The following is a 12,658-nucleotide window of genomic DNA, read 5'->3' on the forward strand; positions in this document are numbered from 1 at the left end:
GTGGACGCACCGCACCCGGCCCCGGCACCCGCCGACGAGGAGTACGAGTTCCCCGTCTCCGACGCCCAGAGCCGCCTGCTCGTCCTGGACCGGATGAACCCCGGCACCGCCCAGTACAACGTGCCCGCCGCCTTCGCCGTCCACGGCCCCTTCGACCCCGGCGCCCTCGCCCGGGCCCTGGACGCCGTCGTGGCCCGCCACGAAGCCCTGCGCACCGTCTTCCGCACCGCCGCCGACGGCAGCCAGGCGCAGATCGTCTCCGCCACCGGCCGCGCGCACGTCACGGTCGAGAAGGACGTGCGGGCCGCCGAGGCGGCCGACCGGATGCGCGCGGACGCGGCCCGCCCCTTCGACCCGGCGACCGGACCGCTGCTGCGCTGCACGGTGTACGCCGTCGACGACGGCAGCCACCGCGTCCTGCTCGTCGCCCACCACCTGATCTGCGACGGCTGGTCCCTCGGCGTCCTCCTGCGGGACCTGTCGGCCGCGTACGAGGCACAGGCCGGGGCAGGGGCCGCCCACCCCCTGCCCGAACCGCCGCTCCAGTACCCGGACTTCGCGGCCTGGCAGCGCGACCGCCAGGCCGAAGGCGCCTACGCCGAGGCCGTCGCCCACTGGGCCGGGCGGCTGCGGGGCGCCCCCGACGTCGTCTCGCCGCCCCTGGACCGGCCGCGCCCTGCGGTGCGTTCGGCGGCGGGCGGCAGTGCGGGGTTCCTGCTCGACGCCGGGCTCCGGGCCCGCCTGGCCGGGGCGGCGCGGGCCCGGGGCGCCACCCCGTTCATGGCGCTGTTCGCCGCGTACGCCGCCTTCCTCGGCCGCCTGACCGGCCGCGACGACCTGGTCATCGGCTTCCCCGTCTCCGGGCGCGACCGCCCCGAACTCCAGGAGATGGTCGGCATGCTGACCAACACCCTGGCGCTGCGCGTCGATCTGTCCGGCGACCCCTCGTACGGCGAGCTGATCGACCGCGTCCGCGCGGAGCTGCTGGCCGGACAGCCCTACCAGGACGCGCCGTTCGAGTCCGTCGTCGACGCCCTCGCCCCGCCCCGCGACACGAGCCACGATCCGGTGGTGCAACTGGTCTTCGCGTACGACGACGACACCGACTTCTCCCTCGCGCTGCCGGGCGCCCGCGTCGAGCGCCTCGAACTGGCGCTGGACACCGCGAAGTTCGACTTCCACCTGCATGTCGAGCGCTGGGAGGAGGGCGACAGCGGCGGCGCCGCCCTCGCCGCCCGGTTCATCTACCGCGCCGACCTCTTCGAGGCCACCACCGTCCGCGCCTGGGCCCGCAACTTCCGGACCCTCCTGGACGCCGCCCTCACCCGCCCCGACGCCCCCCTCTCCACCCTCGACGCGGTCCCCGCCGAGGAGCGCCGCCGTGCCGTCGCGGCCGCCGACCGCACGGCCGGGGCCGCGCCCGTGGACCGGCTGGTGCCCGACCTGATCGCGGACGTCGCCGCGGCCCGGCCCGACGCCACCGCCCTGGTCTGCGGCGACGTACGGCTCACCTACCGCGAACTCCTCGGCAGGGCGGACGCGTTGGCGGCCCGGCTGCGCGCGGCGGGCGTGCGCCCCGGCTTCCGGGTCGGCCTGCTGCTGCCCCGCTCGCCCGAGATGGGCATCGCGGCGCTGGCCGTCCTGCGCGCGGGCGGCGCGTACGTCCCGCTGGACCGGGCCCACCCGCACGCCCGCCTCGCGCACATGGCCGAGACCTCCGGCACCGGGCTGCTGCTGACGGCGGCGGAGACCGCGGCCCAGGGGGAGCGGCTCGGCATCCCGTGCCTGCGAGCCGACGCCCCCGGCGCCACCCGGCCCACCGCACCCCCACAGCCGGCCGCCGCCCCCGCCCCCGACGACCTCGCCTACGTCCTGTTCACCTCCGGCTCCACCGGCGTCCCCAAGGGCGTCGCCGTCGAGCACCGGGCGCTCGCCAACCTCACCGGCGCCGTGCGCCACGCCTTCCCCGTCACCGCCGACGACCGCGTCCTGCAATGCGTCTCCTTCGGCTTCGACGTCGCCGTGTCCGACCTGTTCTTCCCCTGGGTCGCGGGCGCCGAGCTGCACATCGCCCGAGACGACGAACGCCTCGGCGACGCGCTCCACGCCCGGCTGCGGGACTCCCGCATCACGTACGTGTTCCTGCCGCCGTCCGCCGCGATGCTGCTGCCGGACAGCGCGGGCGGCAGCGGGGGACTGCCCCACCTGCGTACGCTCGCCGTCGGCGGCGAGGCCTGCCCCGCCGAGCTGGTCGAGCGGCTCAGCGCGCCGGGCCGCCGGATCGTCAACGCGTACGGGCCGAGCGAGGCCACCGTCTACGCCACCACCGCCGACCTCGAACCCGGCGAGCCGGTGGTGATCGGCGCCCCCGTGCCGGGCGCCCGCGTATACGTCCTGGACGCCCGCCTGCGCACGGTGCCCACCGGCGTGACCGGCGAGGTGTACATCGCCGGCGCCTCCCTGGCCCGCGGCTACATCGGCCGCCCCGGCCTGACCGCCGAACGCTTCGTCGCCGACCCGTACGGCCCGCCGGGCACCCGCATGTACCGCACGGGCGACCTCGCCCGCGTCGACGCGCGCGGCCGCCTCCACTACCTCGGCCGCTCCGACTCCCAGGTCAAACTGCGCGGCATCCGCATCGAACTCGGCGAGATCGAGGCCCTGCTCGCCGGCTCCCCGGACGTGGCGGTCGCGGCGGCGGCCGTCCACGGCGGCGGCGCCGAACAGCGCCTGGTCGCCTACGTCGTGCCCCGGGACGGCGCCACCCCCTCCGACGAGGCCCTCCGCGCCCACCTCGCCGAACGGCTCCCCGGCTACATGCTCCCCGAGGAGTACGTCCGCCTCGACGCGCTGCCCCTCAACCGCTCCGGCAAGATCGACCGGCCCCGCCTGCCCGCGCCGGGAGCGGAGCGGCGCGCGTCACGTCGTACGTACGTCGCCGCGCGCACCGCGACCGAGCGGCGCGTGGCGGACGTCTGGGCCCGCGTGCTGACCCTGGACCGGGTCGGCGTCCACGACAACTTCTTCGAGCTGGGCGGCAACTCGGTGCGGCTGGTCAGCGTCCTGGACGCCCTGCGCGCGACGGCCGCCGCAGGGCCGGAGACCCCCGTGGACCTCACCCTGGTCGACCTGTTCCGCCACCCCACCGTCGCCTCGATCGCGGCCCACCTCGACCGCGCCACCGGGGAAGCCCCCGCCACCGCCACGGCGGCCGAGCGCCGGGGCGGCGAGCGCCGCGCACGCCAGACCGCCGCCGCACAGCGGCTCCGCTCCAGTCGCTCCAGAAAGGGCACGTCACGATGACCGAGCCGGCACGCAAGGCAGACGACCCCGACCGCGACCCGGGCTTCGACACCGACTCGGCGATCGCGGTCGTCGGGATGAGCGGACGGTTCCCCGGCGCCCCCGACGTGGCCACGTACTGGGCCAACCTCCGCGACGGCGTCTGCTCCCTCACCGACTTCACCGAAGCCGAACTGCTGGCCGACGGCGCCGACCCCGCCGAACTGCGCCACCCCGCACACGTGCCCACCAAGGGGTACCTCGCCGACGCCGACCGCTTCGACGCCGAACTCTTCGGCTTCCACCGCGCCGAGGCGGCCGCCCTCGACCCCCAGCACCGCCTCCTGCTGGAGACCGCCTGGGCCGCCCTGGAGGACGCGGGCCAGGACCCGCTCGCCGTCACCGCCCGCACCGGCGTCTACGTCGGCGGCAGCCCCACCGAGCACATGCTGGCCGCCCACACCGACCGCGCCCTCGCCGCGTCCCTCGGCGCGATGCAGGTCCGCATCCTCACCGACCGGGAGTTCCTCGCCCCCTGGGTCTCCTACCGCCTCGGCCTCGAAGGCCCGAGCTTGACCGTGCAGACGGCCTGCTCGACCTCGCTGACCGCCGTGCACCTCGCCGCGCAGGCGCTGCTGCTCGGCGAGTGCGACATCGCGCTCGCGGGCGGCGCCAGTGTCGACACCGTGCGCAGACAGGGGTACGTCCACCACGAGGGAGGCATCTTCTCGCCGGACGGCCGCTGCCGGCCCTTCGACGGGCGGGCGGGCGGCACCGTGCCGGGCAGCGGCGTGGGCGTCGTCGTCCTGCGCCGCCTGTCGGACGCGCTCGCCGACGGCGACCCGGTCCGCGCGGTCCTGCGCGGCAGCGCCCTGACCAACGACGGCGCCACGAAGGTCGGCTTCACCGCCCCCGGCGTCGAACAGCAGACGGCGGCGATCGTCGAGGCCTGGGCGGCGGCGGGTCTGACCCCCTCGGCGGCCCAGTACGTGGAGACGCACGGCACCGCCACCGAGCTGGGCGACCGCATCGAACTGGCGGCGGCCACCGCGGCGTTCACCACGGGCGGCGCGCCGGGCGCCCGCATAGGCATCGGCTCCGTGAAGTCGAACATCGGCCACCTGGACGCGGCCGCGGGCGTGGCCTCGTTCATCAAGACGGTCCTCATGCTGGAGCACGCCACGTTGGCTCCCACCGTCAGCCTCACCGGCCCCCACCCCGAACTCGCCCTGGACGCCTCCCCGTTCCGCGTCGTGGACCACACCGCCCCCTGGCCGCCTCCCGCCGAAGGCCCGCGCCGCGCGGGAGTCAGCTCCCTCGGCATCGGCGGTACGAACGTCCACGTCGTCCTGGAACAGGCCCCGCACCGCCCCACACCCCCCGCCCCGCAGGGACGCCGCCCCGCGGCGACGGAGATCCTCCCCCTCTCGGCCCGCACGGAACAGGCGCTCACCGCACTGGCCGCACGCCTCGCGGCAGCCCTGCGCGCCCCCGACGCCCCGTCCCTCGCCGACGCCGCGCACACGTTGCGCACCGCCCGCACCCCCATGGACGTACGCGCGTACGTCCTGGCCACGGACCCGGCGCAGGCGGCCGACCGGCTGACGGCGCTCGCGGAGGGCCGCCGCCCCGCCGCCGACCCGGGAGAGGGCCCCGACCCGGACGGGCTGCGCGGCCTCGGGGAACTGTGGCTGAAGGGCGGCTCGGTCCCCTGGCCGGACCCGGCACCCGGCGCCCGGAGGGTGAGCCTGCCGACCTACCCGTTCGAGCCCCGGAGCTTCGGCGCGCTGCGGCTGCCGCAGCCGGGCGCGGCGGCCGGAACCTGGACGCCCGGCGACGCCGGGACGACAGCCGCCCCGGGGGATGACCTGACGCGGGCCGTCTCCGCCCTGCTGGCCGAGGCGCTGGGCCTGGACGGGACCGCGGTGACCCCCGGGACGACGTACTTCGCGGCGGGCGGCGACTCGCTGACCGCCGTCCACCTGGTGGGCAGGCTCCGGGACGACTTCGGCATCGACGTGCCGATCACACTGTTCCTGGAGGAACTGCCCCTCCAGGAACTGGCGTCACACATCGCCGGGCTGAAGGAGCCGGGCGCGGCGGAGGACTCCCTGGACGCCCTCCTGTCGGAGTTCGAGGCGGAGGAGCCGCGGTGACAAGCCCAGGGGCCGGTGGCTACGGCGCCGTCATCGCCTCCCGGCCCGGCAGCGTGGCGGCGATGACGTCGGCCACGTAGGGCAGGTGGCCGTCGAGGAAGAAGTGCCCCCCTGCCAGGACATGGCAGGAGAAGCCGCCCCGCGTCTCGCTCTCCCAGGCCCGCGCCTCTTCGGGTGCGACGCGGGGATCGTCGTCGCCGGTCAGGACGGCGATGGGGCAGCTCAGCGGCGGCCCGGCGCGGTAGACGTAGTCGTCGACGATCTGGTAGTCGGCGCGCATCGGCGGCAGGAAGATGGAGAGCAGCTCGGGGGAGGAGAGCAGCTCGTCGGCGGTGCCCGACAACTTCCGCATCTCCTCGACGAGTTCGGCGTCGTCCATGTCCCGCACCGGGCGCGTGGCGGCGGTCCGCCGGGGCAGCGAGGGCGCCGCCCTGCCGGAGAGGACCAGCGCCACGGGGGGCTCCCCCTCGCGCTCCAGGCGCCGCGCGGTCTCGAACGCCAGGAGGGCGCCCATGCTGTGCCCGAACAGCGCGAGCGGCGCCTCCCCCGGCCCCCGGGGCAGCTCGTCCAGCACGGCGTCGACGATCTCGTCCGCCCCCGCGGCGAACGGCTCGCCGAACCGGTCCTGACGCCCCGGGTACTGCACCATCAGCGGCTCCACCCGGCCCGAGACCGCCGCCGACAGCCCGTGATAGGCGACGACGGAACCTCCCGCGTGCGGGAAGCAGAGCAGACGGACCCCGGCGTCGGGTGCGGGGTGGAAGCAACGTATCCAGTCGCCCACGAACGCGCCCTCCTTTCCTGTACCGCAGGAAGCCGCCGACCGGCCCCCTGCCGCGGGCCAGCATGCCGGACGAACCCCGCCCAGCACGAGACTTTCCGGGTGACCCCGCAGCACCGGGGTACCGGGAAAGGGAAAAGACAAGACTTCCGGAGGGGACGAGACAAGGCCCCCGACGACAACCGAGGGAGCGGAAACCCGATGGCGTCCTCGCTGCTAGAAGCCGTCGACATCAACGCGCCGACCGCCGTGACCTGGGCACTCTGGGAAGACGTGGAGCGCTGGCCGACTTTCCTGAGCCACGTCAAGCACGTGCAGCGCATCGACGCGAAGACGTTCGCCTGGCAACTCGCCCTGCCCGGCGCCGACAAGAGCTTCGTGGCCGAACTCACGGAGATCGTCCCCCGCGAGCGCATCGCCTGGCGCACCACGGAGGGCGTCCACCACGCGGGCGTGGTCACCTTCCACCGCCTCAGCGACACGGAGAGCCGGGTCACGCTCCGGATCGAGTACGACCCGCAGGGCTTTCTGGAACACCTGGGAGCCCTCACCAACCTGGACGCGGCCCTGGCCACCTACGACCTGGACGAGTTCCGGCACATGGCGGAACGGGCGGCGGGCACCCGCGGCGCTCAGGAGTAGCCCGGGTCCACGTCGGCCGCGGGCACGCGCACGGTCAGGATGGCCACGTCGTCGTCGTTATCGGTCGGGCGGGCTTCCATCAGGGCGTCGGTGAAGGCGCCCAGCGGATGGCCGGCGAGACGGGCGGCGTGCAGGCGCAGCCGCTCCAGGCCGTCGTCGATGGGGTGGCGGGGGGATTCGATGAGCCCGTCGGTGTAGAGCACCAGCGTCGACAGCGGCGGCAGCGCGCCGACGGCGTCGGTCCGGGGGATACCCGCGTGGGCGCCGAGCAGGATGCCGTGCCCGCCGTTGAGATAACGGGCCCGACCGTCGTGGGTGACCAGCAGGGGCGGCGGATGGCCCGCGTTGGTCCACCGCAGCTCCCACCGCCCGTCGGCCCCGGCCTGGAGCCGCCCCAGGATCATGGTGGCCATGCCGACGTCGGTGATGTGGGGCAGCGCCTGGTCGAACCGCTCGACGATGGCACTGAGGGGTTCTTGCCGGGACCAGGCGTAGGCGCGCAGGATGTTGCGGACCTGGGCCATGCCGGCCGCGGCGTCCAGGTCGTGTCCCGCGACGTCGCCGATGACGAGGGCGAGGGCCCGGTCGGGCAGATGGAATACGTCGTACCAGTCACCGCCCACCTGGGAGGCGTGCGGAGCGGGCAGGTAACGGGCGGTCATGTCCAGGCCCGGGACGCGCGGCAGCTGCGGCAGCAGATGGCGCTGCATGGTCTCGGCGACCTTGCGCTGGCGCTGGTAGAGGCGGGCGTTGTCCAGCGCGAGCCCGGCCCGCCGGGTGATGTCTTCGAGCAGCGGGATCTCGGCGGTGGTGAAGGGCTCCGACTGTTCGGACCGGCCGAGCGTGAGCGCCCCGAGGACCTCGCGCAGACCGCGGACGGGAGCGATGAGCGCGGAGTGCATGCCGGTGGCCTCGAAGAGCCGGCGCTGTTCGACGGCGACGTCGGAGTCCGGCGGGCCCTGATAGGTCTGCGGGGTCGCCAGGGTGGAGCCGGCGCCGCGCAGGGCACGGGACAGCGGCAGCGGCGAGGTCTCGGGCACGGAGAGCAGGGCCCCTTGCAGATCGTGCCGACGGGTGATCCCCCGGTCGTCACCGTGGGCGACCAGGGTGCGCTGCACCTGGCCGTTCTCGGTGAAGAGGTCGATGACGACCCAGTCCGCCAGCATCGGGACGATCAGCTGCACCAGCCGGTCCAGCGCCTCGCCGACGTCCAGGGTGGCGGTCAGCCGGGTCGTGGTCTCGGCCAGCAACGCCAGCCGTTCCAGCTCGGAGAGCAGCCCCGCCCGGAGCGTCGAGACGGGCAGCGGGACACCGGCCTGGCTGTACTCGTGGAACACCACCAGGGCGCCTCTCTCGTCGGAGGTGATGCGCAGCGGAGCCACCAGCCAGGAAGCCGTCAGCAGCGAGCCGTCCCCTCGCGCGAAGAAGCCCTTCTCCTCCTGGCGCACCTGGTCGGCCACGAAGGCCTCCATCATCGGGCACTGGCTGCGCGGCATGGTCATCCCGTCCTGCCGCCGGTGCAGGAAGTCATGCGCGTCCCGCCCCAGCAGCCCGTCCGCGCCGCGACCCAGCAACACCTCGGCCTGCGCGTTCACGGCGATGATGCCGCCGTCGGCATCCACCGCGTAGGCCCCGGCACCCAGCCGGTCCAGGGCCGTGCCCAGCAGCTGCTGCAGCATCACGAACCGCTCGGAGGGATCGGCCGCACCGGACACACCGTTCACGTCTGCACCTCCACGCCCGGGACGGGCGGCACGCCCGGTGGCCGTCACCCCGCCAGTGCGCCGGGTGCTGATCACAGCATCGTAGACAGGTACAGGCCCGGCGAAAACACGCGTGAGGGTGAGGCGGGTGGCCGCGTTGTGCTTCCATGACAAGGGCGAGTCGATTCCGACAGGCAGGGGATCAGCAGCGTGGCGGTGATGCCAACAGTGGCCGCGCCCTGTGAGCGGGAGCCGGCGGCGGGGCGTCACTCCAGTGTCGTCTTCGCCGATGACCGGGAGTGGGCCCACCATCTCTGTGCCTTCGTCCGCGGCGGACTGGAGCGGGGTGAGCAGGTGCGGTACGTGGCGGACACCACCGAGCCCGGCCGCGTGCTGTCCGCGCTCGCCGACGCGGGCATCGACGCGGAGGGCGCGGTCGCCCGCGGGCAGCTGTCCGTGTCGACCGCCGCGGGCACCTACCTCGCGGGGGCGCGCTTCGACCCGGACGCGGCGATCGAGGGGTGGCACGCCGCGGTGGAGTCGTCGTCCACCGGGGGGCACCGAGGGCTGCGTGTGATCGGCGAGATGGCGTGGGGCGCCCGGGACATCGTCGGCGCCGACCGGCTGCTGGAGTACGAACTCCGCCTCCACCACGAGGTCTTCGAGCCCCTGCCGCTCACGGGATGGTGCTTCTACGACCGCCGCCTGCTGCCCGAGGAGTACGTGAACGTCCTGGCGGGCGCCCACCCGGCGCACCGCGGTGACCCCGTGGACGGGGCCGCGTTGCAGGTGGCCCCCCTGACCGACCGCCCGGGGCTGCTGATGGCCGGATCGGCGGGGTACGACATGCGTGCCGTCGTCACCGCCGCGGCCGCCGCCCTCAAGGACACCCCGGCGGAGCGGGTGGAGCTGAACCTCTCGGCCCTGCGTCATCTGGACGCCGCTTCCCTGGCCACCCTGGCCGGTGCGGCCGCGGACCGGCCGACCGGCGGTGCGCTGCGGGTCCGGCACGCGCCACCGTCCCTGCGGCGGCTCCTGGACCTCTTCCCCGAGTTCGGCTCCGCGCTGGAGGTCGTCGACCGATGACGACGGACGCACACGCCCCGGCCCCGCACGAAAGTCAGAGCCCCTTCTTCCACCCGGCCCTCTTCTACGACACCGTGGAGGGCTACCTCGACGGTGTCGGGACCTTCGTACGACGCGCCGTCGCGGACGGACAGCCGACGCTGGTGGCGGTGCCCGGCCGGCGCCTGGAGCTGCTCAAGGACGCCCTCGCCGACAGCCACGAGCACGTCACCTGGGTGGACATGGCCCAGGCGGGGCGCAACCCGGGCCGCATCCTCTCGATGCTCCAGGAGTTCGCGGACCGCCCCGAGGGCGCGCACGGGCGGGTGTCGATCGTGGGCGAACCGATCTGGGTCGGCCGCACCCCGGCGGAGAGCCAGGAGGCGACACGCCACGAGGCGCTGATCAACCTCGCCTTCGCGGGCCGCGGCGTCAGCATCCTGTGTCCCTACGACAACGCGCTGCCCGAGGACGTACTGGTCCAGGCGCACCGCACCCACCCGGTCGTCGGCGACCCGGTGGCCTACCGCGCCAGTTCCCGTTACGCCGATCCCCACGAGGTCGCCCGGGACTGCGACCTCCCGCTGCCCGAACCGCGGGACGCGACCGTCATGGTGTTCGACGAGGGGCGCCTGGCACGGGCCCGGGACGACGCCGACCACTGGGCGGCCTCCGCCGGCCTGCCCCCGGAGCGCCGCACGGACTGGCTCCTCGCCGTCGCCGAGGCGACCAGCAACTCGGTGCGGCACGGGGGAGGCGAGGGACGCCTGCGCATGTGGCGTACCGCCGAGGAACTCGTCGCGGAGATCAGCGACCGCGGCCGGCTCGCCGACCCCCTGACCGGACGCCGCCGCCCCGACCCCTACGGGGCGAACGGCGGTCGGGGCGTGTGGATGATGCACCAGCTCTGCGACCTGGTCGAGATCCGGGCGACGGACGAGGGACTGATCCTGCGCCTGCACATGCGCCTGACGTGAAGCGCTGACGAAGAGCAGGTGCGAGCCCGGAGACCGGCCACCAACCCCCGTTACGCCGAACGCCCACCGGGCCGGGGGCCGGGCGGGCGTTGGAACGTCGACGACGAGGTGGGCAGGTGAGGTGGGCAGAGGCGCTCAGCTCGTGGCCAGCATGCCTGCCCGCAGCTGCTTCAGGGTGCGGGAGAGAAGCCGCGAGACGTGCATCTGGGAGCAGCCGAGAAGCTCGCCGATCTGGGACTGCGTGAGCTCCTCGACGAACCGCAGCCGCAGGATCTCGCGGTCGCGGTCATCGAGCTCGGCGAGCAGCGGGGCCAGGGCGTGGAAGTCCTCGACGAGTTCCATGGCGGGGTCCTCGGCACCGATGAAGTCGGCGAGGGCGGCTTCACCGTCGTCGCTGTCATTGTTGACGGCGGCGTCCAGGGAGCTGGAGTTGTATCCGTTGGAGGCCAGCCGGGCCTCGATGACCTCTTCCTCGGTGAGGTTCATCAGCGTGGCCAGTTCCTTGACCGTGGGGGTGCGCCCCAGACGGGTGTGGAGCTCCTCGGTGGCGCGCGCCAGCTCGACCCGGGCCTCCTGAAGACGCCGCGGCACGTGGACGGCCCACGAGGTGTCCCGGAAGAACCGCTTGATCTCACCGACGATGTACGGCACGGCGAAGGTGGCGAACTCCACCTCACGCGTCAGCTCGAAGCGGTCGATGGCCTTGATCAGACCGATCATGCCGACCTGGACGATGTCCTCCATCTCATCCGCGCCACGGCTCCGGAACCGGCCGGCGGCATAGCGGACGAGAGACATGTTCATCTCGATCAGGGTGTTCCGCACATCCTGGAACTCCCGGGTGCCCTCCTCCAGAACGGCGAGCCGGTCGAAGAACACCTTCGACAGCGCACGAGCGTCCTTCGGCGCCACCTTCTGCGGGCGGGGAACCGCCGGCATGGTCAAAGCAGTGTTCTCCACCGCCACCGTCGCCGTCTGCTGAGCCGTGACCATGACCGCCATTCTCGTTCCCTCCCGCGTCCGTTCGACCTTCACCTCGTCCCCCGACAAGCCGATAGCGGCCCATCTACCCGGCTTCGACCACCTCACACGCACGAATACGGCACCAACATGAAACCGCTCCAACTCGGCCCGCCCACACAAACGCGAAGACCCCGTCCTCAGCGAAGCCGCTGATGGCGGGGTCTTTGGGCACCTACTCCAAGGTGCCCCCGGCAGGATTCGAACCTGCGCACACGGCTCCGGAGGCCGTTGCTCTATCCCCTGAGCTACGGGGGCGTGTCGTCGCGGTTGCGCGGTGACGGGTAGAACCCTACCAGCTCCGCGGGGCTGTCCATGAACAGGTATTTCCGTGGGCCCTCCGCCCGCGCGCCGCTCGACTCGCACGGGGCGGAAGTGGGGAAAACCGGGACGCGGCGGTGAGGGTGGACCTACTCTCGAGTTGTGTCAGGCGCGCCCGGCCGTGTGCTTGTTGTGGACGACAACAAGGTCATTCGGCAACTGATCAGGGTCAACCTCGAGCTGGAGGGCTTCGAGGTCGTGACCGCGGCCGATGGTGCCGAGTGTCTGGACGTCGTGCATCAGGTCCAGCCCGACGTGGTCACCCTCGACGTCGTGATGCCCCGGCTCGACGGCCTGCGGACCGCCGCCCGGCTGCGTGCCGACGCGCGGACCCGGCAGCTGCCCATCGTCATCGTCAGCGCGTGTTCGCAGTACGAGGTCGAGAGCGGCCTCGAAGTCGGCGTCGACGCCTTTCTCGCCAAGCCTTTCGAGCCCGGCGAACTGGTGGGAACCGTACGGCAGTTGATGGAGCGCGTCGGGCGACGCGGGGCGGCGGGTGGCGACGGTTGTCGGGGCGACGAGGGTGAGGGCAGGGGCGCGAGCGGGGACGCGGGTGGTGACGGTGACGGTATGGGCCTCCTCGGCGAAGCCGAGCGCGCCGCGCAGCCCGGCGCCTGACGCCCACCCCCGACAGCGCCAGAAGCCGGCGGGCCAGGGCCGCACTCCCCACCTCGGGCAGAGTCAGAAGCCGGCGGGCCAGGGCCGCACTCC

Annotated in this window: 9 protein-coding genes and 1 tRNA gene; 6 read left to right on the forward strand and 4 right to left on the reverse strand. The window is 73.8% G+C overall.

The genetic code is table 11. The features are described from left to right. Both J2N69_RS25305 and J2N69_RS25310 read left to right on the forward strand, forming a co-directional pair. Window positions 1-3,303: a non-ribosomal peptide synthetase gene (locus J2N69_RS25305; protein ID WP_230902772.1), complete on the forward strand. Its 3,303-nt coding sequence runs from the start codon at window positions 1-3 to the stop codon at window positions 3,301-3,303. Continuing rightward, window positions 3,300-5,438, forward strand: a complete 2,139-nt coding sequence (locus J2N69_RS25310) for a type I polyketide synthase (protein WP_230902773.1) — start codon at window positions 3,300-3,302, stop codon at window positions 5,436-5,438. Before J2N69_RS25305 ends, J2N69_RS25310 begins: the two co-directional genes overlap by 4 nt. Before the next feature lie 19 nt (window positions 5,439-5,457). On the opposite strand, the gene J2N69_RS25315 is transcribed toward J2N69_RS25310, so the two are convergent. After that, window positions 5,458-6,222 carry a thioesterase II family protein gene (locus J2N69_RS25315; protein WP_230902774.1) on the reverse strand — a complete coding sequence of 255 codons (765 nt, stop codon included), beginning with the start codon at window positions 6,220-6,222 and terminating at the stop codon, window positions 5,458-5,460. A 198-nt stretch (window positions 6,223-6,420) separates the two neighbouring features. Here J2N69_RS25315 and J2N69_RS25320 point away from each other — a divergent pair, with 198 nt between their 5' ends. Next, complete coding sequence (locus tag J2N69_RS25320) at window positions 6,421-6,861, forward strand: SRPBCC family protein (protein ID WP_230902775.1); 441 nt, start codon at window positions 6,421-6,423, stop codon at window positions 6,859-6,861. Here the strand turns inward: J2N69_RS25320 and J2N69_RS25325 are convergent. Continuing rightward, entirely contained in the window at window positions 6,852-8,540 is a 1,689-nt protein-coding gene (locus J2N69_RS25325; protein ID WP_230904866.1) for a SpoIIE family protein phosphatase, read from the reverse strand. The two genes, J2N69_RS25320 and J2N69_RS25325, sit on opposite strands and share 10 nt — an antisense overlap. A 243-nt stretch (window positions 8,541-8,783) precedes the next feature. Between J2N69_RS25325 and J2N69_RS25330 the strand changes: the two genes are divergently transcribed. Then, window positions 8,784-9,650, forward strand: a complete 867-nt coding sequence (locus tag J2N69_RS25330) for an MEDS domain-containing protein (RefSeq protein WP_230902776.1) — start codon at window positions 8,784-8,786, stop codon at window positions 9,648-9,650. Further along, on the forward strand, window positions 9,647-10,606 hold the full coding sequence (locus J2N69_RS25335) for a sensor histidine kinase (protein WP_230902777.1): 960 nt from the start codon (window positions 9,647-9,649) through the stop codon (window positions 10,604-10,606). The genes J2N69_RS25330 and J2N69_RS25335 overlap by 4 nt, the downstream gene beginning before the upstream one ends. A 135-nt stretch (window positions 10,607-10,741) precedes the next feature. On the opposite strand, the gene J2N69_RS25340 is transcribed toward J2N69_RS25335, so the two are convergent. Continuing rightward, window positions 10,742-11,608: an RNA polymerase sigma factor SigF gene (locus tag J2N69_RS25340; protein ID WP_230902778.1), complete on the reverse strand. Its 867-nt coding sequence runs from the start codon at window positions 11,606-11,608 to the stop codon at window positions 10,742-10,744. Window positions 11,609-11,812: 204 nt separating this feature from the next. Further along, window positions 11,813-11,884: transfer RNA gene (locus J2N69_RS25345), tRNA-Arg, on the reverse strand. Between the two features lie 165 nt (window positions 11,885-12,049). Here J2N69_RS25345 and J2N69_RS25350 point away from each other — a divergent pair. Beyond that, window positions 12,050-12,565 (forward strand): response regulator, encoded by a 516-nt coding sequence (locus tag J2N69_RS25350; RefSeq protein WP_230902779.1) that lies wholly within the window; start codon window positions 12,050-12,052, stop codon window positions 12,563-12,565. Window positions 12,566-12,658 lie beyond the last annotated feature (93 nt).

This window comes from Streptomyces huasconensis (assembly GCF_021028635.1).
Lineage (GTDB): Bacteria > Actinomycetota > Actinomycetes > Streptomycetales > Streptomycetaceae > Streptomyces > Streptomyces huasconensis.

What these genes read in the sequence shown, in the direction of transcription:
- J2N69_RS25320 (WP_230902775.1), top strand. Translation starts at nt 6,421, where the DNA reads ATGGCGTCCTCGCTGCTAGAAGCCGTCGACATCAACGCGCCGACCGCC.
- J2N69_RS25330 (WP_230902776.1), top strand. Translation starts at nt 8,784, where the DNA reads ATGCCAACAGTGGCCGCGCCCTGTGAGCGGGAGCCGGCGGCGGGGCGT.
- J2N69_RS25340 (WP_230902778.1), bottom strand. Translation starts at nt 11,608, where the DNA reads ATGGCGGTCATGGTCACGGCTCAGCAGACGGCGACGGTGGCGGTGGAG.
- J2N69_RS25310 (WP_230902773.1), top strand. Translation starts at nt 3,300, where the DNA reads ATGACCGAGCCGGCACGCAAGGCAGACGACCCCGACCGCGACCCGGGC.
- J2N69_RS25325 (WP_230904866.1), bottom strand. Translation starts at nt 8,540, where the DNA reads ATGCTGCAGCAGCTGCTGGGCACGGCCCTGGACCGGCTGGGTGCCGGG.
- J2N69_RS25335 (WP_230902777.1), top strand. Translation starts at nt 9,647, where the DNA reads ATGACGACGGACGCACACGCCCCGGCCCCGCACGAAAGTCAGAGCCCC.